The 23,543-nt window shown below is 60.8% G+C and carries 28 protein-coding genes and 1 tRNA gene; 16 read left to right on the forward strand and 13 right to left on the reverse strand.

From position 1 onward, the window contains the following. Position 1 precedes the first annotated feature (1 nt). From ACR3EK_RS01210 to ACR3EK_RS01220, 3 genes are all read right to left on the reverse strand, one after another. On the reverse strand, positions 2–976 hold the full coding sequence (locus tag ACR3EK_RS01210; protein ID WP_244952478.1) for a carbohydrate ABC transporter permease: 975 nt from the start codon (positions 974–976) through the stop codon (positions 2–4). Between the two features lie 115 nt (positions 977–1,091). Then, positions 1,092–2,303 (reverse strand): ABC transporter substrate-binding protein, encoded by a 1,212-nt coding sequence (locus ACR3EK_RS01215; RefSeq protein ID WP_480632479.1) that lies wholly within the window; start codon positions 2,301–2,303, stop codon positions 1,092–1,094. Positions 2,304–2,378: 75 nt separating this feature from the next. Next, positions 2,379–3,428, reverse strand: a complete 1,050-nt coding sequence (locus tag ACR3EK_RS01220) for an ABC transporter ATP-binding protein (RefSeq protein WP_170445776.1) — start codon at positions 3,426–3,428, stop codon at positions 2,379–2,381. Positions 3,429–3,593: 165 nt separating this feature from the next. Here ACR3EK_RS01220 and ACR3EK_RS01225 point away from each other — a divergent pair, with 165 nt between their 5' ends. Further along, positions 3,594–4,601: an ester cyclase gene (locus tag ACR3EK_RS01225; protein WP_480632480.1), complete on the forward strand. Its 1,008-nt coding sequence runs from the start codon at positions 3,594–3,596 to the stop codon at positions 4,599–4,601. Positions 4,602–4,636: 35 nt separating this feature from the next. Here ACR3EK_RS01225 and ACR3EK_RS01230 read toward each other — a convergent pair. Together ACR3EK_RS01230 and ACR3EK_RS01235 are read right to left on the reverse strand one after the other, a co-directional pair. Beyond that, a tRNA-Ala gene (locus ACR3EK_RS01230) sits at positions 4,637–4,712 on the reverse strand. Positions 4,713–4,856: 144 nt separating this feature from the next. Beyond that, positions 4,857–5,177 (reverse strand): TIGR02300 family protein, encoded by a 321-nt coding sequence (locus tag ACR3EK_RS01235; protein ID WP_170434930.1) that lies wholly within the window; start codon positions 5,175–5,177, stop codon positions 4,857–4,859. A gap of 100 nt (positions 5,178–5,277) precedes the next feature. On the opposite strand from ACR3EK_RS01235, the gene ACR3EK_RS01240 reads away from it, so the two are divergent. The 3 genes from ACR3EK_RS01240 to ACR3EK_RS01250 all read left to right on the forward strand — a co-directional run bounded on the left by ACR3EK_RS01240 (position 5,278) and on the right by ACR3EK_RS01250 (position 7,903). Further along, entirely contained in the window at positions 5,278–5,973 is a 696-nt protein-coding gene (locus tag ACR3EK_RS01240) for a M48 family metallopeptidase (RefSeq protein ID WP_480632481.1), read from the forward strand. 30 nt (positions 5,974–6,003) lie between these two features. Then, positions 6,004–6,651 carry a GntR family transcriptional regulator gene (locus ACR3EK_RS01245; protein WP_093965127.1) on the forward strand — a complete coding sequence of 216 codons (648 nt, stop codon included), beginning with the start codon at positions 6,004–6,006 and terminating at the stop codon, positions 6,649–6,651. Positions 6,652–6,763: 112 nt separating this feature from the next. Then, positions 6,764–7,903: a lytic murein transglycosylase gene (locus ACR3EK_RS01250; protein ID WP_170361404.1), complete on the forward strand. Its 1,140-nt coding sequence runs from the start codon at positions 6,764–6,766 to the stop codon at positions 7,901–7,903. A 4-nt stretch (positions 7,904–7,907) separates the two neighbouring features. On the opposite strand, the gene ACR3EK_RS01255 is transcribed toward ACR3EK_RS01250, so the two are convergent. Both ACR3EK_RS01255 and ACR3EK_RS01260 read right to left on the reverse strand, forming a co-directional pair. After that, positions 7,908–8,870 (reverse strand): acetyl-CoA carboxylase carboxyltransferase subunit alpha, encoded by a 963-nt coding sequence (locus tag ACR3EK_RS01255; RefSeq protein ID WP_170372615.1) that lies wholly within the window; start codon positions 8,868–8,870, stop codon positions 7,908–7,910. A 121-nt stretch (positions 8,871–8,991) separates the two neighbouring features. Further along, a complete protein-coding gene (locus ACR3EK_RS01260; protein ID WP_170373310.1) occupies positions 8,992–9,588 on the reverse strand; it encodes a LysE family translocator in 597 nt (198 codons plus the stop codon). A 72-nt stretch (positions 9,589–9,660) separates the two neighbouring features. Between ACR3EK_RS01260 and ACR3EK_RS01265 the strand changes: the two genes are divergently transcribed. Beyond that, positions 9,661–10,113, forward strand: a complete 453-nt coding sequence (locus ACR3EK_RS01265) for an Lrp/AsnC family transcriptional regulator (protein ID WP_170342784.1) — start codon at positions 9,661–9,663, stop codon at positions 10,111–10,113. Positions 10,114–10,232: 119 nt separating this feature from the next. Continuing rightward, the gene (locus ACR3EK_RS01270) at positions 10,233–10,808 is read left to right on the forward strand and encodes a PA14 domain-containing protein (protein WP_170361412.1); all 576 of its coding nucleotides are present in this window, start codon (positions 10,233–10,235) and stop codon (positions 10,806–10,808) included. A 58-nt stretch (positions 10,809–10,866) separates the two neighbouring features. On the opposite strand, the gene ACR3EK_RS01275 is transcribed toward ACR3EK_RS01270, so the two are convergent. Next, on the reverse strand, positions 10,867–11,829 hold the full coding sequence (locus tag ACR3EK_RS01275; RefSeq protein WP_480632482.1) for an L-malyl-CoA/beta-methylmalyl-CoA lyase: 963 nt from the start codon (positions 11,827–11,829) through the stop codon (positions 10,867–10,869). Between the two features lie 293 nt (positions 11,830–12,122). Between ACR3EK_RS01275 and dgcN the strand changes: the two genes are divergently transcribed. The 3 genes from dgcN (at position 12,123) to ACR3EK_RS01290 (ending at position 15,072) form a co-directional block, all read left to right on the forward strand. After that, positions 12,123–13,124: an N-acetyltransferase DgcN gene (gene dgcN / locus ACR3EK_RS01280; protein WP_480632483.1), complete on the forward strand. Its 1,002-nt coding sequence runs from the start codon at positions 12,123–12,125 to the stop codon at positions 13,122–13,124. A 72-nt stretch (positions 13,125–13,196) separates the two neighbouring features. Continuing rightward, positions 13,197–14,162 carry an N-acetyl-D-Glu racemase DgcA gene (dgcA, locus tag ACR3EK_RS01285; RefSeq protein ID WP_480632484.1) on the forward strand — a complete coding sequence of 322 codons (966 nt, stop codon included), beginning with the start codon at positions 13,197–13,199 and terminating at the stop codon, positions 14,160–14,162. Between the two features lie 49 nt (positions 14,163–14,211). Continuing rightward, positions 14,212–15,072 (forward strand): D-amino-acid transaminase, encoded by an 861-nt coding sequence (locus tag ACR3EK_RS01290; protein WP_480632485.1) that lies wholly within the window; start codon positions 14,212–14,214, stop codon positions 15,070–15,072. Between the two features lie 42 nt (positions 15,073–15,114). Here ACR3EK_RS01290 and ACR3EK_RS01295 read toward each other — a convergent pair whose 3' ends face one another. The 3 genes from ACR3EK_RS01295 to ACR3EK_RS01305 all read right to left on the reverse strand — a co-directional run bounded on the left by ACR3EK_RS01295 (position 15,115) and on the right by ACR3EK_RS01305 (position 16,565). Next, positions 15,115–15,429, reverse strand: coding sequence for a DUF1244 domain-containing protein (locus ACR3EK_RS01295; RefSeq protein ID WP_170452998.1), 315 nt, complete (start codon positions 15,427–15,429; stop codon positions 15,115–15,117). A 71-nt stretch (positions 15,430–15,500) separates the two neighbouring features. Continuing rightward, positions 15,501–15,740 (reverse strand): DUF6868 family protein, encoded by a 240-nt coding sequence (locus tag ACR3EK_RS01300; protein WP_480632486.1) that lies wholly within the window; start codon positions 15,738–15,740, stop codon positions 15,501–15,503. Positions 15,741–15,827: 87 nt separating this feature from the next. Continuing rightward, positions 15,828–16,565, reverse strand: coding sequence for an N-formylglutamate amidohydrolase (locus tag ACR3EK_RS01305; RefSeq protein ID WP_480632487.1), 738 nt, complete (start codon positions 16,563–16,565; stop codon positions 15,828–15,830). A gap of 117 nt (positions 16,566–16,682) precedes the next feature. On the opposite strand from ACR3EK_RS01305, the gene pyk reads away from it, so the two are divergent. After that, positions 16,683–18,128 (forward strand): pyruvate kinase, encoded by a 1,446-nt coding sequence (gene pyk, locus ACR3EK_RS01310; RefSeq protein WP_170342769.1) that lies wholly within the window; start codon positions 16,683–16,685, stop codon positions 18,126–18,128. Positions 18,129–18,130: 2 nt separating this feature from the next. Here pyk and ACR3EK_RS01315 read toward each other — a convergent pair whose 3' ends face one another. Next, positions 18,131–18,616: an Lrp/AsnC family transcriptional regulator gene (locus ACR3EK_RS01315; protein WP_093965149.1), complete on the reverse strand. Its 486-nt coding sequence runs from the start codon at positions 18,614–18,616 to the stop codon at positions 18,131–18,133. 189 nt (positions 18,617–18,805) lie between these two features. Between ACR3EK_RS01315 and ACR3EK_RS01320 the strand changes: the two genes are divergently transcribed. The 5 genes from ACR3EK_RS01320 to ACR3EK_RS01340 all read left to right on the forward strand — a co-directional run bounded on the left by ACR3EK_RS01320 (position 18,806) and on the right by ACR3EK_RS01340 (position 22,459). Then, positions 18,806–19,243 (forward strand): universal stress protein, encoded by a 438-nt coding sequence (locus tag ACR3EK_RS01320; RefSeq protein ID WP_093965150.1) that lies wholly within the window; start codon positions 18,806–18,808, stop codon positions 19,241–19,243. Positions 19,244–19,257: 14 nt separating this feature from the next. Beyond that, positions 19,258–20,811: an alanine/glycine:cation symporter family protein gene (locus ACR3EK_RS01325; protein ID WP_170366185.1), complete on the forward strand. Its 1,554-nt coding sequence runs from the start codon at positions 19,258–19,260 to the stop codon at positions 20,809–20,811. Positions 20,812–20,992: 181 nt separating this feature from the next. Beyond that, positions 20,993–21,193 (forward strand): 50S ribosomal protein L35, encoded by a 201-nt coding sequence (gene rpmI / locus ACR3EK_RS01330; protein WP_039523697.1) that lies wholly within the window; start codon positions 20,993–20,995, stop codon positions 21,191–21,193. Positions 21,194–21,207: 14 nt separating this feature from the next. Next, positions 21,208–21,573 (forward strand): 50S ribosomal protein L20, encoded by a 366-nt coding sequence (rplT, locus tag ACR3EK_RS01335; protein ID WP_093965154.1) that lies wholly within the window; start codon positions 21,208–21,210, stop codon positions 21,571–21,573. Positions 21,574–21,817: 244 nt separating this feature from the next. Beyond that, the gene (locus tag ACR3EK_RS01340; RefSeq protein WP_480632488.1) at positions 21,818–22,459 is read left to right on the forward strand and encodes a hypothetical protein; all 642 of its coding nucleotides are present in this window, start codon (positions 21,818–21,820) and stop codon (positions 22,457–22,459) included. Between the two features lie 76 nt (positions 22,460–22,535). Here ACR3EK_RS01340 and ACR3EK_RS01345 read toward each other — a convergent pair whose 3' ends face one another. Then, a complete protein-coding gene (locus tag ACR3EK_RS01345) occupies positions 22,536–22,688 on the reverse strand; it encodes a hypothetical protein (protein WP_170372652.1) in 153 nt (50 codons plus the stop codon). Between ACR3EK_RS01345 and ACR3EK_RS01350 the strand changes: the two genes are divergently transcribed. Further along, on the forward strand, positions 22,687–23,463 hold the full coding sequence (locus tag ACR3EK_RS01350) for a methyltransferase domain-containing protein (RefSeq protein ID WP_480632489.1): 777 nt from the start codon (positions 22,687–22,689) through the stop codon (positions 23,461–23,463). The genes ACR3EK_RS01345 and ACR3EK_RS01350 overlap by 2 nt on opposite strands. Positions 23,464–23,543: the final 80 nt, after the last annotated feature.

The following is a 23,543-nucleotide window of genomic DNA, read 5'->3' on the forward strand; positions in this document are numbered from 1 at the left end:
ATCAGTGACCTCCCTTGTGGTCGCGCCATGTCCGGCGCAGCGGTGCGATGAGAAGGATGACGATGCCGACCATGGTCAGCATGGCGCTGGCCGAAGCCCGGCTGATCGAACGGTTGCCCGCCTGATCCGGCACGAGGAAGTCATAGGTCAGCCATTGCAGCGAGATGACGTAGCCCTGGCTCGAGAAGCCGACGATTTCTTCGAACACCCGGTAGGAGTCCATCAGGTGGATCATCGACACGAAGATGATCAGCGGCATCAGGTGCGGGATGACGATGTATTTCAGGCGCTGCCAACGGCTTGCGCCGTCGATCACCGCACTTTCAAGGCTGTCCTGGTTCACGGTCTGAAGACCGGCGTAGAACACGATCGCGGCAAAGGGTGCGACATGCCAGACGCGGTACAGCATCATCAGCAACTCGATCGTCCAGGCCTGCGCGAACAGCGCGATGTCGCGGTTCAGCCACCATTCCAGCAGGGCCGTGAGGATACCGTCGCCGCGAAACAGCCAGTTGATCGAAAGGGCCCCGATGACCGGCGTGATGATGAAGGGCAGGAGCGACACAAAGATCACCGGACCACGTATTGCCGATGCAGCATTGTTGATCACGATGGCGATCAGCAGCCCGGTACCGATCACCAAGGGCAGAGTGATCAAGGTAAAGGTCAACGTAAAGCGCAGCGCCTTCCAGAAATTGATCGTGGACAGCACGCTCCAGCTGCCTTCGCTGATCGCGCGCCAGGCGCGTTCAGGCTCCAGCACGTTGCGATAGCTTTCCAGCCCGACAAACTGGGTCTGTGTGATGATCTCGCCCTCTTCGTCCAGCCTCGGAATGGACTTTTCCTCGGTCACGCAGGTCTGGGTCAGGAAGCCCGGCGTGCAGGTCTCGACCTCGACCGTCTCATAGATGGGCTGGGTGACGTAGAAGCTCTGCTTGAACACGCTGACCAGCGGGAAAGCGATAAAGAGAAGCATCATAAAGACAGAGGGGCCGACAAAGGCGGCAAATGTCCGGAAATTCATGGCTCTGCCTTTCTTATGGTTCTCGTTGGATTGGGTGCGGGAGGGTCGAGGCCCTCCCGCGGCAGGATCAGTTGTTGACCAGTCCGGCCTCTTTCGCGGCGGTCAGATAGTCCGCCTCGATGTCTGCCAGCGTGGTCTGTGCGTCCTTGGCGCCGGTCAGATAATCGGCCAGGCCATTGCCAAGCGCTGTGTGCATGATCCCCATCGGGCCAGATGCGGGATAGGCTTTGGCGCCGGCTTCTGCCGAAGCGGCTGCACCTGCGGCCAGATCACCGGGCTTGTAGGCAGGGTTCAGCCAGACGGCGGCGTTGTTGTTGGCCTCGACCATTTCTGCGTCCATGCCTTCCAGCGCCACGCGGAATGCGGCATCGGCTTCCTCGTCGCTCATGTTCGAGGCAAGAACGATGCCGTCCCACCAGATCGTGGTTGCCGGAGCGGCCGAGCCCATCGGAGCGGCCGCCATGACGACCTTGCCGACGACCTGGCTTTCGGCCTCATCGTTCATTGCAGCAGCGCGGCTGGCCCACAGGTTGGCCATGGCGATCTTGCCCTGTTGGAACTGCTGCTGAACGTATGTGGAATCCGACACCAGATACTCGGGGTCCATGTATTCGGTCATGGCCTTGAGCGTCTCCAGAGCCTTCACGCCCTGATCGTTGTTGATCGCAGGCATGTTGCCGTCAGCAAAGAACTCACCGCCTTCGCCCAGGTACATGTTCACGAATTCCTGACCCAGGTTCCATCCGGTCTTGAAGGTGCCGCCGATGGGGTAATCCATGACGCCGGCCTCTTTGACCTTGGCTGCAGCGGCCAGAACATCGTCATAGGTCTTGGGCTCTTCGATCCCCAGATCGGCCAGAACGTCGCTGCGGTACATCAGGTGCTGGGCGTTCACCATCATGGCGATCGCCATGGTTTGGCCGTCCACCTTGATCAGCTGGTTCGGCAGCAGGTCCTGGCCATATTTCGCGACCAGATCATCCAGCGGACGAATGGTGCCTGCGTTCAGCAACGGCACCAGCGTTGCGTTCGACACGCCGCCGATCTGGTACAGAGCCGGATCCGCCGCAAAGGCTTCGGGCTGCTTCTCGCGGAACTCCTGGTCCAGCGATGCGCCGAAATTGCCGCACTCGGCCATCGCGTCGGTGACGGCCTTCCAGGCTTCGAACCCGGCGGACAGTGATTTGAGCGGAACGGTGTTCTCGAACGAACACGCCGCCCATGCAGTGCTGGTCACCATGGTCATGGCGCCTGCCATCAGAATTGTCTTGAGTTTCATGCGTTTCTCCCTGTCAGGATCGGTCCGTCGTCGACGTCCGGACCGTTGGTTGGCCCTTTCGGGCTTTGGTTGGGGTCAGCCCCCGATCCGCGCACCGCTCTCTGCTTCGAACAGGTGACAGATTTCTTTCGGCACCGAGAACGAGACCATCTCGCCTATTTCGGCGCGGAATGCTTTGTCGGCTTTGACCGAGACCAGTGCGCCGCCGACCCGGACCGAAATCATGGTGGCGTCACCCAGCAGCTCGAGCGTGTAGATCGGGGCAGTGATCTGGCCCTGACCTTCGGCCAGTGTCGCATCCTCGGCGCGGAACCCCAAGGTCAGCGGGCCATCAGCAACATCCAGTCCCGGGATTTCGACACCCTTGGTCCGGAAAACGCCGCCCTCGACGTGACCATCCATCAGGTTCATGGCGGGCGAGCCGATGAAGCTGGCGACGAAAGTGTTGGCCGGGCGGTCGTAGATCTCGGTCGGGCTGCCAACCTGTTGCACGATGCCCTTTTTCATCACCACGACACGGTCGGCCAAGGTCATCGCCTCGATCTGGTCATGGGTAACATAGATCGTGGTGACGGCCAGTTCGTGGCTGAGATTCTTGATCTGGGCGCGGGTGGATACACGCAGCTTGGCATCCAGGTTGGACAGTGGCTCATCCATCAGGAACACGTTCGGTTCGCGCACGATCGCGCGGGCCAGGGCGACCCGCTGGCGCTGACCGCCCGACAGTTCAGCCGGCTTGCGATGCAGAAAATCGTCCAGTTCGACCATGGCGCTGGCGCGGCGCACCTTCTCGTCATGGGTCGCGGGGTCGATCCCGCGGACCTTCAGCGGAAAGCGTATATTTTCATAGACGTTCATGTTGGGGTAGAGGGCATAGCTCTGGAACACCATCGCCACGTCGCGGTCCTTGGGCTCAAGATCGTTGACCACCTTGCCATCGATCAGGATGTCGCCCTCGGTTACGTCCTCAAGCCCCGCGATCATGCGCATTGTCGTGGTCTTGCCGCAGCCGGACGGGCCAAGCAGAACCAGAAACTCGCGATCGGCAATCGTCAGATCGAAGTTGTGAACCCCAACAAACGATCCCCATCGCTTGCCGACATTGCGCAGTTGAATTTCCGCCATGAAGCCCCCCGGGAAGGAATCGTTTTGCATACGTTTGCAAAAGGGTATTCTTGGTTTACCAATTCTGGCAAGACATTTTTGCATACGTATGCAAATATGCCGGAAATCAGTGATTCACCCCCAGGCAACAACAGGCGCAAGATGCTGCAAAACAATGAAAAACAGATGAGCTTTCAAAAAGAGAAAGATCTGGTGAAGGCGTTCTATGAGGACCTGCAGTTGGCCACCATCGACAAGCTAGCAGATGTCCTGGGGCGATTCTGTGCGCCGAATCTGCTGTGGCGCGGCTTTCACCCGTTCGGTCAGATTTCGGGGGTCCACGACGTAGCGGAAAACTTCTGGGCCCCGCTGCGAACCAGCCTCAAACGCATGCAACGGCGTCAGGACATATTCTTCGCGGGGTGCAACTCGCTGACCGACGAGCGCGAGGTCTGGGTGGTTTCCATGGGCCATCTGATGGGTCTGTTCGACCACTCCTGGTTGGGCATTCGACCGACAGGCAAAATGGCATTCCTGCGCTATTGCGAGTTCAACAAGGTGCAAGACGGCAAGATCGTCGAGACCGCGATGTATTTCGATATCCCGCATCTGATGGTGCAGGCCGGTCAGAACCCGTTTCCGCCCCAGACCGCTGCCCATCTTGTACAGCCCGGGCCCCTGACACACGACGGTATCCTTGGTACGGATCAACCCGCCGAAGAAGGGGAGCAGACTCTGGCGCTGATCAACGCCATGATTTCTGACCTGGGCCAGTGGAAAAGTGGCCTGACCCTGAGCGAAGAGCTGAGCCGCACCTGGCATGACGACATGATCTGGTGGGGGCCCGAGGGAATTGGCGCCACCTACACGATTGATCGGTATGGCAAGCAACATGCCGGTCCTTTCCGCGCGGCATTCGCCGAGCGGTCAAAGACCAAACATGTCTGCCGGCTGGCCGAAGGTCACTACGGCGGGTTTTTCGGCTGGCCGAACTTCACGGCTGTTCCGACCGGAGGGTTCATGGGCATGCCCGCGACCCAAACGCCCGGTGAGTTTCGGGTGATCGACATCTATCGCCGCGCAGGCGACAAGCTGGCCGAGAACTGGATCTTCATCGACCTTCTGCATTTCTGGAAACAGCAGGGCGTGGACATACTGGAAAGAACCACGGGCATCGGTTCGGCGCAGGTGTAGCCCGAGTGGCGGAATGGATGCCATGGGAGGGGATTTGGTGGAGCCTAGGGGAGTCGAACCCCTGACCTCTTGCATGCCATGCAAGCGCTCTCCCAACTGAGCTAAGGCCCCTTTCCGGTACCGCCTGTGCGGTGGACGGACGTTTATGAAACGACGTACGCGAGCGCAAGACCAAAAAATCGGATTCGGTGAAAAAAGATGCGCGGCGCACGGGGTGCATCGGGGCGCGGGGCAGCCTGCGCCGCCCCGGCCGGATCACGAGTCTTCGTCTTCCGACGCGACGTCGGTGATGTCGTCCAACGAGACGTTGTCCTCGTCGTCGTCCTCAAGCAGATCGTCGTCCAGATCGACATCGACTGCGTCATCATCGTCCAGCAGCTCTTCATCGGACGAGGCTTCGCGCGCCTTGACCGACGCTGCATCTTCGGCGTCGGCTGCGATCATCCGGCTTTTGCCGGTTTCCAATTCCACGATCTCGCCGGTGTAGGGGCTGATGATCGGGTCCTTGTTCAGGTCATAAAACCGCTTGCCAGTGGTCGGACAAACGCGCTTTACGCCCCATTCTTCCTTGGGCATGTCAATTCCCCTTGATATCAGGTGAGTCGTATCAACGATTCAGGTCACCTGCCACATGCGGCGGGTACTGTCAAAGCCTTTGCGCCAAGGAGATCGCACCATGGGGCGACATTCATTGCCCGGACAGCCTCCCGTTGCGCTGACCTTGCGCAAATCGGCGCGGGCACGCCGCATAAGCCTGCGGATTTCCCAGTTGGATGGCCGGGTTACGTTGACTTATCCGCAGGGTGTGTCCGAATCCGAGGCGATCGGCTTTGCGCGCTCAAAGGAGGACTGGATCCGCCAGCATCTGGGCGCGCGGCCCGTTCCGGCGTCAGTCGGCTTCGGGGAAACCCTGCCGGTCGAAGGTGTCCCAAGGCGAATCGTGCCGGCGGAGGGGCGCCGGGTCAGATTGCACGCCGATCAGGTTGCGGTGCCCGAAGGGGCCGAGGCGCGGCGCCTCGCCCGCTTTTTGAAAGAGCTGGCGCGTGATCGCTTGACCGAAGCCTGCGACGACTATGCGGCCATGCTGGGGCGGGGCTACTCCAGTCTGACGATGCGCGATACACGGTCGCGGTGGGGGTCGTGCAGTGCATCGGGAGGGTTGATGTTTTCGTGGCGGCTGATTCTGGCGCCCCCCGAAATCCTGCACTATGTCGCGGCTCATGAGGTCGCGCATCTGGCCGAGATGAACCATTCGGCGGCGTTCTGGGCGCAGGTCGAGCGGCTGTTCGGGCCGTACAAAGCGGCCCGGCGCTGGCTGCGCGACAATGGGGCCGAACTGCACCGTTACAGGTTCGATGAGCCCGCCGGTTGACGTCGCGGGGATTTGTGATCACATGAGGGGATGTTGACCACCCGCAGTTCCGACTCCCAGATCGCGACCCATGATCAGGTATACCGCGCCCTGCGGTCTCGAATCATGCATGGAGAAATCCCGCCCGGTCAGGCGCTGACGTTGCGCGGCATCGGCAAGGAGTTCGGTGTGTCCATGACGCCGGCGCGCGAAGCCGTGCGCCGTCTGGCCGCCGAAGGGGCGCTGTTTCTGTCCAATTCGGGTCGAGTCTCCACGCCCGAACTCAGCAACGACCGGATCGAAGAATTGGCCGCGCTGCGGGCCCTGCTGGAAGTCGAGCTGGCCAGCCGTGCGCTGCCTCGGGCGCATATGGCTCTGATCGACCGGTTGCAGAGCATCAACATGACCGTGGCCGAAATGGTGACCAAGCGCGATGCGGTCGGCTACATCCGAACGAACCTCGAGTTTCACCGCACGCTTTATCTGCGGGCGCAGGCTCCGGCCATGCTTGCGATGGCCGAAACAGTCTGGCTGCAGCTTGGTCCGACCATGCGGGCTCTTTATGGCCGCCTGCGACGGACCGAGCCGCCGCATTACCACAAGCTGATCATCGCCGCTCTGAAGGCGGGGGACGAACCGGGTTTGCGGTTGGCGGTGCGATCGGATGTGACCCAGGGTCTGCGCTTGCTGGTCAGCTGAGCGGGCCTTTGCTCAAAGTGTGAAATCCAAACGGGCGGCGGTTGCGAAGCTAGCCTCAAGGCATTTGCTGCGCTACGCTGCTGCCAACAACAAACAAGAGCAGATTTCAGCCATGATCAATCGACGGACATTCTCACTGGGCCTCGGTGCAGGTTTCCTGAGCGCCTGCGCGGGCGGGTCCGCGCCTACCGGAACAACCGCGTCGCGAATGCGGGCAGTGCCCAATGCCGGCTGGGATTCTTGGGTTGCAAGTTTCAAGGCGCGCGCGGCAGGGCAGGGTATTTCGCAAGCGACGATCGACCGGGCGTTTCAGGGGGCCGGTTACCTGCCAGATGTGATCGAACGCGACCGCAACCAGGTCGAATTCAAGCGCTCGCTCGAAGACTATCTGGCCATTGCCGCGTCAGACGAGCGGATCAGTACCGGCAAGCAGATGCTGCAACGCCACAACGCCACCCTCACGCAGATTGAGTCGCGCTATGGCGTGGACAAAGAGGTTGTGGTGGCGGTCTGGGGGCTGGAAAGCCGCTATGGGCAGCGGCGGGGCGATGTGCCCGTGATTTCGGCCCTTTCCACGCTGGCCTATGACGGGCGTCGCGGGGCGTTCTTCGAAAGCCAGCTGATTGCGGCGTTGAAGATCCTTCAGAACGGTGACACGTCGCCGGCGAACATGACCGGTAGCTGGGCCGGTGCCATGGGGCATACGCAATTCATCCCGACCTCGTATCTGGCTTACGCAGTGGATTTCACCGGAGACGGCCGACGCGACATCTGGTCCGACGATCCGACGGACTCGCTGGCTTCGACAGCTGCCTACCTGTCACGGGCGGGTTGGGTGCGGGGCCAGCCTTGGGGGGGTGAGGTCGGATCTGCAGCGGCAAATTCGGGCACACCGGTTGCAATTCTGCAGCCGCAGAAACCCGGGCCGCGCATAGCGGTGTTCCGCAATTTCCAGGTGATCAAACGCTACAACAACTCGGACAGCTACGCGATCGGGGTCGGGCACCTGTCCGATCGGATCGCCGGTGGCGCACCCTTTCAGGCGTCATTCGGGCCCGACGAAACCGGCTTGACGCTGGAAGATCGCAAAGAGTTGCAGCGGCGTCTGACTGCTGCCGGGTATGACACGCAAGGCGCTGATGGGGTGATTGGCAAGAATACCACCGCGGCCATAACCGCGTATCAGCAAGCCAAGGGCCTGCCCGTTACGGGCGTGCCCTCGGTCAGTTTGTTGCGCTCATTGGGGGGCTGACGGATCAGGCCGCCAGTCCTTTGGACCCCAGGTCCAGGAATTTCTGACGCCGGTCCTTGATCAGCGCGGCGGCATCCTTGCCGTTCAGATCCTTCAGCATCTTGGCGATCGCCTTGCCCACGGATTCGATCGTAGCCGGGCGGTCGCGATGCGCGCCACCTTTGGGTTCGGGGATGATCAGGTCGCAGACGCCCAACTTTTGAAGGTCCTGCGCGGTCAGGCGCAGCGCCTCGGCGGCCTCGCGCATTTTTTCTGCATCTTTCCAAAGGATCGACGCGCAACCCTCGGGCGAAATAACCGAATAGATCGAGTGCTCCAGCATCGCCACCCGGTTGGCCGTGGCAAATGCCACCGCGCCGCCCGAGCCGCCTTCGCCGATGATGACAGACACCAGCGGAACACCGATTTTCAGGCACATCTCGGTTGAACGGGCGATCGCTTCGGATTGCCCGCGTTCTTCCGCGCCCTTGCCCGGATACGCGCCGGCGGTATCCACCAAGGTGATCACCGGCAGACCAAACCGACCAGCCATTTCCATAAGGCGCACGGCTTTGCGATAGCCTTCGGGGCGTGCCATGCCGAAGTTGCGCTCGATCCGAGATTTGGTGTCCGAGCCTTTTTCATGCCCGATCACCATAACCGGCTGGTCGTTGAACCGTGCCAAGCCACCGATGACCGCCAGATCGTCGGCAAAATTGCGGTCACCAGCCAGCGGGGTGAATTCGGTGAACAGGGCCTCGACATAATCCTTGCAGTGCGGACGTTGGGGATGGCGGGCCACCTGGCATTTTCGCCAGGGCGTCAGGTCCTTGTACAACTCGTCCAGCAGCTTGGCCGCCTTGGCGTCCAGCGCGGCGGCTTCGTCCGCTACGTCCATCTCTTCGTTGGCGCGGGCCAGGGCGCGCAGCTCTTCGGCTTTGCCTTCAATCTCGGCCAGCGGTTTTTCGAAATCCAGATACTGGGTCATGACGCCTCTCAACGCGAAAGTTCTCCGCTATATGACCCGAGGTCGCCCCGGATGCAACTCGGCACCGCGTGTCGGGGCGCGTTTCCCCGCGCGTGGCGAAAAGGTACGCGGTCAGGCGACATCAGTCTGGCCACAGCACCGGGTACAAGGAAATCACCAGAAGAACCGCCATCGACCAGTTGAACACGGTCAGACGTCGCCGGTTGGTCAGCACGCGCGCCATCTGCTGGCCCAGAACCGTCCAGGTGCTGACAGATGGCAGATTCACGCAGCCGAATACAATGGCAACCAGCGCAATGGCTTGCAGGGTCTGGCCCGGGGCATAGGCGGTCGTCGCCGTCAACGCCATGGCCCAGGCTTTGGGGTTCACCCATTGAAACGCCGCCGCCTGCAGAAACGTCATGGGTCGTCCGGCGTGTCCCGGGCCCTTGGCAGGAGCCGCATTGGCAATTCGCCACGCGAGGAATAGCAGATAGGCCACCGACGCGATTTTGAGGATCACGTGGCTGACGGGATAGGCTTCGAACACCTGCACCAACCCTGCGCCGACCAACAAAACCATCAGCATGAAACCCAGGCCGATACCCAGCATATGGGGGATTGTCCGCCGGAACCCGAAATTCGCCCCTGAGGCCATGAGCATCAGATTGTTCGGTCCCGGCGTGATGGACGAGACAAAGGCAAAGGCGACCAGCGCAAGTAGAATGTCGTAAGTCATGGCGCAAAGATCGCCCAGGTTTGGTCAAATGAAATTGCGATTTCGCGCTCGATTACATAAAGCTTGCAACAAATGGCGAATATTGACCTCAAGAATCAGCAAATATTGCAAGAGCTGGCCAGGAATGGCCGGATCAGCAACCTTGAACTGGCGGACCGCGTAGGGCTTTCGCCGTCAGCCTGTCTGCGCCGGGTTCAAGAGCTTGAGCGGTCGGGCGTCATCAGCGGGTATCGCGCCGTTTTGAACCCTGCGGCGATGGGCGTCGGTTTCGTCGCCTATATTGGCGTCGGACTGGGTGAGCATACAAAGGCCGCCCAGGAAGGTTTTGAAAAAGCGGTGCAATTGGCGCCCGAAGTGGTCGAATGCCACAACATCACCGGTACGATCGAATACTTGCTGCGGGTGGAATGCGCCGACCTCTCGGCCTACAAGACCTTCCATACCGACGTATTGGGCACCTTGCCCCATGTCACCTCGATCACGTCCTACGTGGTCATGGGATCCCCGAAAGACCTGCGGGCCTGAGCTTGAGCCCACTGCCGCAAGGACCTTGCAGGCATATGTATCCCGGAATATCGTCAGCCTGAAAGCGCCAGAAATTCGGCACCAGATCGAACAGGGCGCGATGTCAGGGAGACACGATCATGAGTTTTGTTCGGACAGGCGCATTGGCGACCGTGATGGCGATTGTCGCCGGTGCCGCATTTGCCGCGCCTTTGAAATTGCAGCCCGCCAACCCGCAGCCCAATCCCAAGGCGGGGTTGAACGTGAAATATGTGGGGCAGGGTACTCAGAGAAAGATCCGCGATCTGAGCCAGGCCAAAAGCGTGTTGTCCAAGGCCAAGCCGGGCAAGCCACTGCGCGGGTTGGACTATGCCGACACCAACAAGGGCGAGCCGGTTTTGACATTCACGGACCCCTACAATGTTGCCGCTGAAATCACCGGGTACATGCGCTTTGATTCTCCGGGCATTTACGAGCTTGAAACCTGGTCCAATGACGGGATCGAGGCCTATGTCGGTGGCCAGCAGATTGGCCGGGTCACTGGGATCCAGGGGTGTGAAGCCAACCAGCGCACCGAGGTCGAAGTTCCAAAGGCGGGCTGGTACCCTCTGAAGATCATCTATTTCCAGAAGCTGGGAACGTCCTGCCTGATGATGAAATCCGGCAAGCAGGGTGAGAAGTTTACCTGGACCCCAAACAACGTGTTCGGCCGCTGAGGCCAACCGAAGTCAGGAAAAGGCGCACAAAACGAGCGCCTTTTCTCATAATTCCCCATCAGCCGTTCGCGGCGATCAGTTCGGCCTGCGCCACGATCACCTCGGCCTGTTTGATCGAGGCGATGTCGACCAACCGCCCCTTGAAGACGGTGGCGCCTTCGCCATTGGCCTTGGCTTGCTCCATCGCGGCAAGGATTTCGCGCGCTTCGGCCACCGCCTCGTCCGACGGGGTGAAGACTTGATTGGCCAGCGCGATCTGCTTGGGGTGGATCGCCCATTTGCCGACCATGCCCAGCGTGGCCGAACGGCGCGCCTGCGCGATATAGCCTTCGTCGTCCGAGAAGTCGCCGAACGGACCGTCGACCGGCAGCACCCCATGGGTGCGGCAGGCGGCCACGATGGCAGCCTGTGCCCAGTGCCACGGGTCCGACCAGTATTTCTGTCCCTCGCGCAGCATGTAGTAGTTTTCTTGCGTGCCGCCGATTCCCGTGGTCTGCATCCCCATCGAGGCGGCGAAATCGGCCGCGCCCAGGCTCATGGCCTGCAGGCGTGGAGAGGAGGCCGCGATGTCCTCGACATGGGCGATGCCGGCGGCGGATTCGATGATGACTTCAAAGCTGATGGGCTTGGTGCGGCCCTTCGCGCGTTCGATCGCAGTGACCAGAGCGTCAACCGCATAGACATCCTCGGCGCAGCCCACCTTGGGGATCATGATCTGATCCAGCCGGTCGCCGGCCTGTTCCAGCAGGTCAACGACATCGCGGTACCAATAGGGCGTATCCAGCCCGTTGATCCGCACCGACATGTACTTGTTTCCCCAGTCCACGGTGTTCAGCGCCTCGATCACATTGGCGCGGGCGGTGTCCTTGTCGGACGGGGCCACCGAATCTTCGAGGTCGAGGTTGATCACGTCCGCGGCCGAGGCGGCCATCTTGGGGAACAGCTTGGTGTTGGAACCGGGGCCGAACAGCTGACAGCGGTTTGGTCGCGCCGGGGCGGCGGGTTGGATACGAAAGCTCATCGGCACCTCGTTGGGTAATGAAATTGCGATTTCAGTTGGTAATTGGGTATTAAATTGCGCGACCCTGCGCAAGCCTGATTGTGCAGTTGCGGCAATGCTGTTGCAGAAAGCTGTGCGCAACCCCCGGAACGCGGCGGTCAAAGTTTCATCGTTTTGAAAGTTTCGAAGCTTTTTGCGCCGCGCGGGGGAATCTTGCAAAATTCTCCGGCCGAGGTGCGGGAGGTCGGAGGAAAACGAGAAACGCTCGTTGACGGCCTTCAATAGGTTGGGGCGGAAGAAAAGGAGAGCGCGCGATGATCGAGACACCGTATCTGCTGTTTTTGGGCGATGCCCCCGACCAACTGGCCGCCAAGGTCGCGATCGGCATTCGGGATTGGCGCCCGGAAAACGCCGTGGGTCAGCTACGGATGGAAGGCTGCAAGGCCGATCTGGGCCTGACCGACATGACCCTGGGCGAAGGCAAGGCCGCCGGCGCCAAGACGCTGGTGATCGGTGTCGCGAACCGCGGTGGCGTCATCAGCCAGGCCTGGAAAGAGGTCCTGATCGCCGCGCTGGAAATGGGCTATGACCTGGCCTCGGGCCTGCACAACCTTCTGCGCGACGAAGGCGATTTGGTGGCCGCGGCCCAGACCCATGGATGCACCCTGCATGACGTTCGTGTGCCCACGGTGGGTTATCCGATCGCCAACGGGCGCAAGCGCAGCGGCAAGCGCTGTCTGGCGGTGGGCACCGATTGTTCGGTAGGCAAGATGTACACGGCCATGTCGATGGATGCCGAGATGCGCAAGCGCGGCATGAAATCGACCTTCCGCGCCACCGGCCAGACCGGCATTCTGATCACCGGGCAGGGCGTTCCGCTGGACGCCGTGGTGGCCGATTTCATGGCCGGTTCCGTTGAATACCTGACGCCCGAGAACGATCCCGATCACTGGGATCACATCGAGGGGCAGGGATCGCTGTTCCATGTCTCGTATTCCGGCGTGACCATGGCTTTGATCCATGGCGGTCAGCCGGATGCTCTGGTTCTGTGCCACGAGCCGACCCGCACCCATATGCGCGGTCTGCCGGAATATTCCCTGCCGTCGCTGGAGCAGCTGCGCGACACGGCCCTGCCTTTGGCGCGCCTCGCCAACCCCGCCTGCCAGGTTGCGGGTGTTTCGATCAACACACAGCACCTGAGCGAGGAGGACGCGAAAGCCTACATCGCCAAGGTCGAGGCCGAGATGGGCCTGCCGACCACGGATCCGTACCGGTTCGGCGCGGGCAAGCTGGTGGACGCGCTGGCCGCGATGTGATCCAACCGGGGCGCCGATGGCGGGGATACCTGCCTCCGGCGCTGGAAACTGCAAAGACAGAGGAGTGGGCGCGTGCAGATCGACGTCTCTCGTGATGTGTTCCGGCTGGCGCAGGTGTTCACCATCTCGCGCGGGTCGCGGACCGAGGCCAAGGTACTGACGGTGCGCTTGACGGATGGGGCGCATCAGGGCTGGGGCGAATGTGTGCCTTATGCCCGGTATGACGAATCGCTGGAATCGGTCGAAGCCGAGATCCGTGGTTTGCCCAACACGTTCACGCGCCAGTCGCTGATGGACCTGCTGCCCGCCGGTGCCGCGCGCAATGCGGTGGATTGCGCCCTGTGGGACCTTGAGGCCAAGCGGGCGGGCAAGCGCGCCTGGGAACTGGCCGGCCTGCCCGCGCCCAAGCCCGAGATCACCGCCTATACCTTGTCGCTGGACACGCCCGACGCCATGCGGGCGCAGGCGGCGAAGAACGCGCATCGTCCGCTGTTGAAGATCAAGCTGGGCACGCCCGACGACATGCTGCGGCTCGAGGCCGTGCGGGCCGGGGCGCCCGATGCCCGGATCATCGTGGATGCCAACGAGGGCTGGTCGGCCGAGGTCTATGCCGATCTGGCGCCGCATCTGGTGCGGCTGGGCGTCGCGCTGGTCGAACAACCACTGCCAGCTGGAGATGATGAGGCACTGATCGGGCTGGAGCGCCCGGTGCCGGTCTGCGCCGACGAGAGCTGCCACGATCGCGCAAGCCTGCCCGGTCTGAAGGGCAAATATGACGTGATCAACATCAAGCTGGACAAGACCGGCGGTCTGACCGAGGCGCTGGAACTGCGCCGCGGGGCGCAGGCCGAGGGCTATGGCATCATGGTGGGTTGCATGGTTGGCAGCTCTTTGGCGATGGCGCCTGCGACACTGGTGGCGCAGGGCGCGCTGGTGACGGACCTTGACGGCCCGCTTCTGTTGGCCGAAGACCGCGACACCCCGCTGGTTTTCGACGCGGCCGGAGTACACCCGCCGCAGGCGGCGCTCTGGGGGTGACGCGCTGAGGCGAGGAATGGGCGCAGCCCAAGGACGAGAAGGATATGACATGACCCGCACCGTTTACGTGAACGGCGAATACCTGCCCGAGACCGAAGCTAAGGTCTCGATCTTCGACCGAGGCTTTCTGATGGCGGATGCCGTCTATGAGGTGACCAGCGTGCTGGACGGCAAGCTGATCGATTTCGAGGGTCACGCGGTGCGCCTGAAGCGGTCTCTGGACGAATTGCAGATGGCCGAGCCCTGCAGCAAGGACGAGCTGCTCGAAATCCACCGCAAGCTGGTCGAGCTGAACAGCATCACCGAGGGGCTGGTCTATCTGCAGGTCACCCGCGGCAGCGACGGCGACCGCGATTTCGTCTTCCCCTCGGCTGACACCAAACCGACGCTGGTTCTGTTCACCCAGAACAAGCCCGGGCTGGCGGATAACCCGGCGGCGAAGAAAGGGGCCAAGATCCTCTCGATCGAGGATATCCGCTGGGGCCGCCGCGACATCAAGACGGTGCAACTGTTGTACCCCTCCATGGGCAAGATGATGGCCAAGGCCGCAGGGTGCGATGATGCCTGGATGATCGAAGACGGGTACGTGACCGAGGGCACCAGCAACAACGCCTATATCGTCAAGAACGGCAAAATCATCACCCGCCCGCTGTCGAACGACATCCTCCACGGGATCACCCGCAAGGCGGTGCTGCGCATGGCGGCCGAGGCGCAGATGGAAGTCGAGGAACGCCTGTTCACCATCGACGAAGCAAAAGAGGCCGACGAGGCCTTCACCACTTCGGCCAGCGCTTTCGTAATGCCGGTGGTCGAGATTGACGGCGTTGCACTGGGCGACGGTACGCCGGGCCCGATCGCCACGCGCCTGCGCGAGATCTATCTGGACGAAAGCCTGAAGGCAGCGATCTGAATTCAAAGGCCCGCCGATCTGGCGGGCCCTTTCGTTATGGTGTCAGTCTTTTTTGCCCACGTTCTCTTCGAACGCGACCTTGAAGGCGGCCTGTTTTTCGGGGCTGGCCGCGGTCTGGTATGTGGATTTCCACTCATCCATGGTCATGCCATAGAAAATTTCGCGGGCTTCGCCCTTGCCCATTTCGATGCCTTTTTCATTGGCGGCCTCCTGATACCACCGCGCCAGGCAGTTTCGGCAGAACCCGGCGAGGTTCATCATGTCGATGTTCTGAACGTCGGTGCGGTCTTGCATAAGGTGTTTCTGCAGACGGCGGAAAGCGGCGGCCTGAAGTTCGATCTCGGTCTGGGGGTCCATGGTCGGGCTCCGGTTCGTGGGATTTGACCCAGACCTAGCAAGCCCGGGGCCATTGCACAACGCGCGCCGGTTCAGACCAGCTTGAGGGCAATCCAGGGCATCAGGCAGAAGATCAGGGTCAGGATCTTGTAGTTCGCCAGATACTTGAAATAGGCCTTTCTGACCTCGGCCTTTTCCATCTGGAACATGCGGCCGTGAATGGAGGCGATGCGGTCCTGCAGGGCCACCACCATCAGGGTCGACAGCAGCAGAACCGCAAAGTTCAGAACGGTCATCCAGCCAAAAAAGGCTGTCAGGGTTTCAGGTGTCATGACGGCCTCCTTTCACCCCAAAAAATGGGGTCCGCCCGTGCGCCGTGCAAGAGTACGGGCGTCGTTTGGTCGCGGATTTTTCCAGCGTTACAGCCCGCTTGCAGCCAGCGCATCCTGCAGGATCGGCGCCAGCCGCTCGGCCCAGGAGCGCTGCCCGGCATGATCGGCGATCAGGTCGTTGCGCAGCTCGATCAGTGCGTTGGGGCGGCCAAAAGCGGTGGCGTGCCGGTCGATCGCATCCCCCGGCAGCACGCCGGTATAGGGTTCGTTGACGCCGACGCACAAATCCTCCTCGGCCCGCAGCCGATCGATCAGCGGGGCTGAGAACCGTTCGTCCGCAGTGTGCAGGATGCCGACATGCCAGGGGCGCGGCGGGCGGCCCCGCAATTGGCGCGTGAAGGAATGCATCGAGACGATCACCGCATGGGGAAGGGCGGCCATCTTGGCCAGCGCCTCGTGATAGGGGCGATAGCACAGGTTCAGGCGCCGTTCGCGCTCGGCGGCGTCGGCATGACGGTTGGCCGGGATGATCGACCCGTCATACAGCTTCATCAGAAGGGTCGGGTCGTCCTCGCCCCGGTTCGGGTCGATCACCAACCGCGAGAAATTGGCCGCGATCACCGGCGCGTTCAGGATCTCGCCCAGATGTTTCGACACCTCGTAAGCGCCCACGTCATAGGCGATGTGGCGCTCCATGTCCTCGCGCGGGAGGCCAAGGTCGCCGCCGTTGATCTGCGGCGGTACGGTGTTGGTGGCATGGTCGCACGTGATCAGCCAGCGGGACGGGCGATCCGCCCCGTGCACATAAAACGGAGTGTATGTCATGAGCCTGTCATCTAGTTTGCCGCAGGTGTAGGACAGTTGCCTCGGAAAGGGAATTGCGCAATAAGCAAACCGACCATTGTTTGCGGTAACATTCGACCATCAAGGAGAGCAAGATCGATGCGACGCCTGAGAAATGTGAAAATCGTGGCGACGCTGGGCCCGGCGTCCAACGACTATGATATGATCCGTGCTCTGCACGAGGCCGGTGCCGATGTTTTCCGCCTGAACATGAGCCATGGCAGCCACGACGAAATCCGTGAACGCCACCGGATCATCCGTCAGATCGAAAAGGATCTCGACAGTCCGATCGCCATTCTGGCGGACCTTCAGGGCCCGAAACTGCGGGTCGGTGTGTTTGCGAATGATGCAGAAGACCTGGTCGAAGGTGCCGCGTTCCGCCTGGATCTGGATGAAACTCCGGGCGATGTCAGCCGGGTCTGCCTGCCGCATCCCGAGATTTTTCAGGCTTTGGAAGCCGGGGCGCATCTTCTGGTCAACGACGGCAAGATCCGCCTTGTGGTTGAGAAATGCGGCCCCGATTTCGCAGATTGCAAAGTTGAAATCGGCGGGACCATCTCGAACCGCAAAGGTGTGAACGTGCCTGACGTAGTGCTGCCGCTGGCAGCTCTGTCGGAGAAGGACCGGGACGATCTGGAGTTCGTTTGCCAGCTGGGTGTCGACTGGCTTGCGCTGAGCTTCGTGCAGCGGGCCAAGGACGTGTACGAAGCGCGCGCCCTGGCCGATGGCCGCGCCGCCATTCTGTCCAAGATTGAAAAACCCGCCGCGGTCGAGGCGTTCGACGAAATTCTCGACGCATCGGACGGCATCATGGTCGCCCGTGGCGATCTGGGGGTCGAACTCCCGGTCTCGGCCGTGCCTCCGATTCAAAAGCGACTGGTCCGCAAGTGCCGCGCCGCCGCAAAACCGGTGATCGTTGCGACCCAGATGCTGGAAAGCATGATCGAAAGCCCGATGCCCACCCGCGCCGAAGTGTCGGACGTCGCCACCGCCATCTATGAGGGAACCGACGCCATCATGCTGAGCGCCGAGTCGGCCGCGGGCTCGTATCCGATCGAGGCCGTTCAGACCATGAACAAGGTCGCGATCGAGGTTGAAGCCGACCCAACATACAAACAGATCATCGACGCCTCGCGCCAGACCAAGGGAACGACCGTTGCCGACGGCATCGTGGCCGCGGCCCGTGAAATTGCCGAAAAGACCGACATCAAGGCGATCTGCTGCTTTACCCAAAGCGGCACCACCGCGCTGCTCACCGCCCGCGAGCGTCCCGGTGTCCCGATCATCGCCATGACGTCGCTGCGGGGAACCGCGCGGCGTCTGTGCCTCAGCTGGGGCTGTCACTGCGTGATGACGCCCGAGCTCGAGCGGTTCAAAAGCGCCGTGGTCAATGCGGCGCGCGCCGCGCGTGCCAGCGGATTTGCCGGCGCCTCGGATCAGATCGTGGTGACCGCCGGTGTTCCGTTCAACGTGCCAGGCTCGACAAACATCCTGCGCGTCGCCCCCTGCGACGAGCGTCTGATCTACTCGACGGATCCCGAATAGGATCAGCCACCCGGTCCGCCGGGTCTTGCTTTGGCGCCGACAGGTTCTTTTACGGTTTCCATCACCGTGAAAGAGCTTGTCTGGTGTATCCCCGGAAGCTTGTTGATCTTGTCGCCCAAAACCGTTCGGAAATGCGCGATGTCGCGTGTCCGCACGGTCAGCATGTAGTCGAATGATCCGGCGACCATCAGGCAGGTTTCGATTTCAGGTACCCGTCGCACGGCCTCGTTGAAACGATCCAGCGAGTGTTCGGCTGTGGCCGTCAGCGAAACCTGCACCACCGTCAAGTGCCCCAGCCCCAGCCTCTCTTTGTCGATCACCGCGCTGTAGCCGGTGATGTACCCGCTCTTTTCCAGCCGTTTCACCCGCTCGGAACACGGCGTGTTGGTCAGGTTTACTCGGGCCGCCAGTTCGACTATTGGCAGGCGTCCATTGGCCTCAAGCTCGGCCAATATCCGTTGATCGATCTTATCCAAATCCCTGTCCATCAGGCAATTTCCCTGCGATTTTGAGGCCTGGCGGCATATTTTCCTGAAAATAGCCCGAAAAAATCTCCTTTTCCTAGTGATTTTTCCTGATACTTGACCGAAGGGCAGTCTTGTAAAACGAGTTCCAGGTTCCGGCTGCCCTGCCGGGGGCACGGGCCCCGGCCAAATCAACAAAAACGGAGGAACGAGATGACAACGAAAATTGTCATAGGACTGGACGGGACAGAGACCGGGGATCGCGCGGTCGGCTTTGCCAAGGATCTGGCAAGTCGGATTGGATCGTGTGAACTGCTGGTTGCCTATGTCATCGAATGGTCGCCCTATACTTTCCAGACTCCCGAGGAGAACGCCTTGCGGCACAAGCGGCGCGAGGAGGAGATCGCGCTTGCCACCAGCCGCGTGGTGGAACCCGCCGTCGAGGCCCTGAAGGCCGCAGGCTTCAGCGCCCGCGGTATTGTCCGCCATGGCGATGTGGCCGAAACGCTGAACGCGATCACGGTCGAAAACGGCGGATCGCAGATCGTCGTGGGACGATCCTCGGCTGACGGCATCAAAAAGCGAATCTTCGGCAGTTCGACCCAGAATTTGGTCATGCATGCCGACGTTCCGGTCACAGTCGTGAACTGACGGGAGGAGCAGACATGAAATCGATCAAAACCCTGGGTCTGTCGGGTGCGGCCGCGGCCCTGCTGGCTAACCCCGCATTTGCGCAGGAGGCCCCCGGTCTGGATGAAAAGATCAACCAGACCTTCGCGAATCTGACGGGCCCCTTCGTCAGCTTCATCTTCGCACCTTTTCCGGGGACGAGCTTTCCCTGGATCGTGATGTGGCTGGTCGTGGCCGCGACGGTGTTCACGCTGTATTTCGCCTTTGTGCAGATGCGGTTCTTCAGTCATGCGATCAGCTTGGTCAAAGGTGACTATTCCGACCCCAACGATGCGGGCGAGGTCAGTCACTTCCAGGCGCTGGCAACGGCCCTGTCCGGTACGGTCGGCCTGGGCAACATCGCGGGCGTCGCCGTAGCAGTCGGCATCGGCGGCCCCGGTGCGACCTTCTGGATGATCCTCGCCGGCCTTCTGGGCATGGCTTCGAAATTCACCGAATGTACGCTGGGTGTGAAGTACCGCAACGAGTACGAAGACGGCACCGTTTCGGGCGGCCCGATGTACTACATGTCCAAGGGCTTTGCCGAGCTGGGTCTGCCCGGCGGCAAGATCCTGGCGGTCTTGTTCTCGATCTTCTGTATCCTTGGCGCGCTGGGCGGGGGCAACATGTTCCAAGCCAACCAGGCGCACCAGCAGATCGCGGGCATCGTCGGTGACTATCCCGGTTGGATCACCGGCCTGGTCTTCGCGGCCGTGGTGTTCATGGTCATCGTGGGCGGCCTGAAGTCGATCGCCCGCGTGACCGAGAAGGTCGTGCCGTTCATGGGCATCCTGTATGTCGCCACTGCTCTGGTCATCATCATCATGAACGCCGACATGATCGGCTGGGCCTTCGGTCAGATCTTCGCTGGTGCCTTCACCGGTCTGGGTGTCGCCGGCGGCATGGTCGGTGCTCTGATTCAGGGCTTCAAGCGCGCCGCATTCTCGAACGAGGCAGGCGTTGGCTCGGCTGCCATTGCGCACTCGGCCGTCCGCACCAAGGAACCGATCACCGAGGGCTTTGTTTCGCTGCTTGAGCCGTTCATCGACACCGTGGTGATCTGCACCATGACCGCGCTGGTGATCATCATCACCCAGCAGCTGGTGATCGACCCGGCAACCGGCCTGTACGTACTGAACGAAGCCGGCACGGCGATCGCAACCGTGGATGGCAACTCGGGCGTCAGTCTGACTTCGGCCGCCTTCGGCAGCGCCTTCAGCTGGTTCCCCTACATCCTTGCCATCGCGGTGATCCTGTTCGCCTTCTCGACCATGATCAGCTGGTCCTACTATGGCCTCAAGGCCTGGACCTACCTGTTCGGCGAGGGCCACACCAAGGAGCTGGCGTTCAAGCTGATCTTCTGCGTCTTCGTGGTGATCGGGGCTGCGGCCAACCTGGGCCCGGTCATCGACTTCTCGGACGCGGCGATCTTTGCCATGGCCGTGGTCAACGTCTTTGCGCTCTACTTCCTGATGAAAGTGGTGCGTCAGGAGCTGGCCTCGTACAGCGCGCGACTGAAAAGCGGCGAAATCCGCAAGTTTGCCGACTGATGACACCAACCGGGGCGGCCCTGCTGCCCCGGTTCCCGACCCCGGTGCAAAAAGCACCCGAACAGGTCAAAAACCCCTTGCCAGCATGACCGAACTTGCGTAAACGGCGCATCTGATCGCGCGACCGGCCGATGTGGCATGCCGAGTCGCGTGTCGGACCGAACCCTGAAAGGAGACGGAAATGCCCAAGATGAAGACAAAATCGAGCGCCAAGAAGCGCTTCAAGGTGACCGCGACCGGTAAGGTCATGTCGGCTCAGGCCGGCAAGCGGCACGGCATGATCAAGCGGACCAAAAAGTTCATCCGCGACGCCCGTGGCACCACCACCCTGTCCGCCCCCGACGCCAAGATCGTCAAGGGCTACATGCCCTACGACCGCTAAGAGGAGATACCGATATGTCCCGCGTTAAAGGTGGAACCGTAACTCACGCCCGTCACAAGAAGGTCATCAAGGCCGCCAAAGGTTACTATGGCCGCCGCAAGAACACCTTCAAGGTTGCCCGTCAGGCCGTCGACAAGGCCAACCAGTACGCAACCCGCGACCGCAAGAACCGCAAGCGCAACTTCCGCGCCCTGTGGATCCAGCGCATCAACGCCGCTGTTCGTTCGCATGACGAAGCTCTGACCTATTCCCGCTTCATCAACGGCCTGAACCTGGCCGGTATCGAAGTGGACCGCAAAGTTCTGGCCGACCTGGCCGTGCACGAACCGGAAGCGTTCGGCGCGATCGTCGCCAAGGCACAGGCCGCTCTGGCTGCCTGATCCTCTTTCGAGAGACAGTGAAAGAAAGGCCGTCCCGTTCGGGGCGGCTTTTTTCTTTGGATCGACCAGATTGGATTTCGCATAAACCAAGTATGGGATTCCGTCATGGTCACTACACGCATTTGATGTAATCATCTGTTAAGTTTCACTGATGAATTGAATTCGGAATACTGAAATGCCTATTTGCCAAAGACTTACACAAGCCCTTCTTGTCTTGACGGCAGTGGCGATTTGCCACCCGACAGTGGCAAGATCACAGGACACGATCACCGAACCTGACCTTCCTGACGTTTTGGTTGAAACCTTTGATGGCGACGACACGACGCTCATGCTGGGTGGGCAGATCGACTTTCAATCGGCCAAGCCGCCCTGGGCTGTTTATGTGGCCGATGAAAAATTCGTCATGGAGAACAGACAGGATGCGCGTAGCCTTCAGTTCAACGATGTGGCGTGGGTGAAGTTTCCCGGCTCGGATTCGTTGGAGAGCACGCAGGACATGGTAATCTCTGCCGTGGTGGACGGAGAGTTCAGCGGCAAAAGCGGTGTGGGCATTCTGGTTGGCAGCGGAAAGTCCGGGAAGTATGTGGCGTTCACTGTGGACGACAAAGGGCGCTATCACGTACTGCAAAAGGACGGTCGCCAATTGCGGCTGGTACACGCGGACAGACATGACGCGATACGTGTCGGCGCCCCGAACAAGCTGACCTTCCAGGTCCGTGGGGCGCATGTGGTTTTCTTTGCCAACGGGACCAAGGTCGTTCAAACGCTGTTCTCAAAGCGAACGTCCACGAACTCCAGCCAGGGCGCTCGTGCGGGGATAGGCCTGGCAGCCTTTGGAACTGGCCGTTTCGAATTTGATCAAGTCGAAATCAAAAGGGCGAACTGACGCACAAAAACGCAGGTTGCACGAACTGGAGCTGCTTGGTGGGGTGGTTTCTAGGGTACTTGCCCCTCTGGCCTCCTCATTCAGTAAACAGTGAAAGAAAGGCCGCGCTACAAGGGGCGGCTTTTTTTGATGCCTGAGTGCCTGCTTTTTTGCGCAGGCAGACAATTAGACCAAAAACCGCTAGGCTTGCACGTGCTGAATTGACCAACATTGGTTTTGCGAGTGCCATGCTTGAATTTGATGCAGCAACAACGCGTCTACTCGATAGCGTGTATCAAGGTGCCGATGTCACCCGGCGGCGGCGAGGGTCTTTTGACGCGTTGCGACCAGCCCCGGGTGATACCATTGCGGACGTTGGATGCGGCAACGGTCTTTTGACAGCAGAGCTCGCGCGGGCGGTTGGTCCGACCGGGCGTGTTTTGGGGATCGATCCAAGTGAGGCGATGCGGAGTTCCGCCAAAAACCGCTGCCATGAATATGACTGGGTCCAAATCATGGAGGGTGAGGCAGGCCAACTTCCGGTCGAGGATGCGTCACTCGACAAGGCGGTATCGGTTCAGGTTTACGAGTATTTAGACGACATTGCCGCCGCGGTGGCGGAGGCCCATCGCTGTCTCAGGACGGCTGGTCTGCTTGTCGTGGGCGACATCCATTTCGACAGTCTGGTTTGGTACAGTGATGATCCGGCAAGAATGGATCAGATGATAAAAGCCTGGGACGAGCACTTTGTCGGGAGAGACGTGCCCGCACGACTGCCACCGATATTGAGAGACGCGGGTTTCACTGTGGAAAGCATCACGCCGATCACGATTTGCGATAACGAACTCCGGCCAGATGGGCTGGCCAATATGATGATCACCCTGATGAAAAGGTTTGCCGAGTCCAACAAGCTCGTTCCGGATCAGGAAGCCAAGGAATGGGCGGATGAGCAGAGATCCTTGGCCGCGAAGGGCCGGTTTTTCTTTTCGCTAACCCATTTTGTCATCAGCGGGCGCAAATCCTAGACTTTGGTCTGGATGCGCTGATTGACTCAAACAAATTCTATTGCCTGAGCGAATGGGGCTCAAAAAAGAAACCGGCGCGA

This window comes from Ruegeria sp. BC8 (assembly GCF_056535705.1).

Bases quoted from the DNA above. Each gene is read 5' to 3' on its own strand.
- ACR3EK_RS01210 (WP_244952478.1), bottom strand. From the start codon at position 976: ATGCTTCTCTTTATCGCTTTCCCGCTGGTCAGCGTGTTCAAGCAGAGC.
- ACR3EK_RS01215 (WP_480632479.1), bottom strand. From the start codon at position 2,303: ATGAAACTCAAGACAATTCTGATGGCAGGCGCCATGACCATGGTGACC.
- ACR3EK_RS01220 (WP_170445776.1), bottom strand. From the start codon at position 3,428: ATGGCGGAAATTCAACTGCGCAATGTCGGCAAGCGATGGGGATCGTTT.
- ACR3EK_RS01225 (WP_480632480.1), top strand. From the start codon at position 3,594: ATGAGCTTTCAAAAAGAGAAAGATCTGGTGAAGGCGTTCTATGAGGAC.
- ACR3EK_RS01235 (WP_170434930.1), bottom strand. From the start codon at position 5,177: ATGCCCAAGGAAGAATGGGGCGTAAAGCGCGTTTGTCCGACCACTGGC.
- ACR3EK_RS01240 (WP_480632481.1), top strand. From the start codon at position 5,278: ATGGGGCGACATTCATTGCCCGGACAGCCTCCCGTTGCGCTGACCTTG.
- ACR3EK_RS01245 (WP_093965127.1), top strand. From the start codon at position 6,004: ATGTTGACCACCCGCAGTTCCGACTCCCAGATCGCGACCCATGATCAG.
- ACR3EK_RS01250 (WP_170361404.1), top strand. From the start codon at position 6,764: ATGATCAATCGACGGACATTCTCACTGGGCCTCGGTGCAGGTTTCCTG.
- ACR3EK_RS01255 (WP_170372615.1), bottom strand. From the start codon at position 8,870: ATGACCCAGTATCTGGATTTCGAAAAACCGCTGGCCGAGATTGAAGGC.
- ACR3EK_RS01260 (WP_170373310.1), bottom strand. From the start codon at position 9,588: ATGACTTACGACATTCTACTTGCGCTGGTCGCCTTTGCCTTTGTCTCG.
- ACR3EK_RS01265 (WP_170342784.1), top strand. From the start codon at position 9,661: ATGGCGAATATTGACCTCAAGAATCAGCAAATATTGCAAGAGCTGGCC.
- ACR3EK_RS01270 (WP_170361412.1), top strand. From the start codon at position 10,233: ATGAGTTTTGTTCGGACAGGCGCATTGGCGACCGTGATGGCGATTGTC.
- ACR3EK_RS01275 (WP_480632482.1), bottom strand. From the start codon at position 11,829: ATGAGCTTTCGTATCCAACCCGCCGCCCCGGCGCGACCAAACCGCTGT.
- dgcN (WP_480632483.1), top strand. From the start codon at position 12,123: ATGATCGAGACACCGTATCTGCTGTTTTTGGGCGATGCCCCCGACCAA.
- ACR3EK_RS01290 (WP_480632485.1), top strand. From the start codon at position 14,212: ATGACCCGCACCGTTTACGTGAACGGCGAATACCTGCCCGAGACCGAA.
- ACR3EK_RS01295 (WP_170452998.1), bottom strand. From the start codon at position 15,429: ATGGACCCCCAGACCGAGATCGAACTTCAGGCCGCCGCTTTCCGCCGT.
- ACR3EK_RS01300 (WP_480632486.1), bottom strand. From the start codon at position 15,740: ATGACACCTGAAACCCTGACAGCCTTTTTTGGCTGGATGACCGTTCTG.
- ACR3EK_RS01305 (WP_480632487.1), bottom strand. From the start codon at position 16,565: ATGACATACACTCCGTTTTATGTGCACGGGGCGGATCGCCCGTCCCGC.
- pyk (WP_170342769.1), top strand. From the start codon at position 16,683: ATGCGACGCCTGAGAAATGTGAAAATCGTGGCGACGCTGGGCCCGGCG.
- ACR3EK_RS01315 (WP_093965149.1), bottom strand. From the start codon at position 18,616: ATGGACAGGGATTTGGATAAGATCGATCAACGGATATTGGCCGAGCTT.
- ACR3EK_RS01320 (WP_093965150.1), top strand. From the start codon at position 18,806: ATGACAACGAAAATTGTCATAGGACTGGACGGGACAGAGACCGGGGAT.
- ACR3EK_RS01325 (WP_170366185.1), top strand. From the start codon at position 19,258: ATGAAATCGATCAAAACCCTGGGTCTGTCGGGTGCGGCCGCGGCCCTG.
- rpmI (WP_039523697.1), top strand. From the start codon at position 20,993: ATGCCCAAGATGAAGACAAAATCGAGCGCCAAGAAGCGCTTCAAGGTG.
- rplT (WP_093965154.1), top strand. From the start codon at position 21,208: ATGTCCCGCGTTAAAGGTGGAACCGTAACTCACGCCCGTCACAAGAAG.
- ACR3EK_RS01350 (WP_480632489.1), top strand. From the start codon at position 22,687: ATGCTTGAATTTGATGCAGCAACAACGCGTCTACTCGATAGCGTGTAT.
- ACR3EK_RS01345 (WP_170372652.1), bottom strand. From the start codon at position 22,688: ATGGCACTCGCAAAACCAATGTTGGTCAATTCAGCACGTGCAAGCCTA.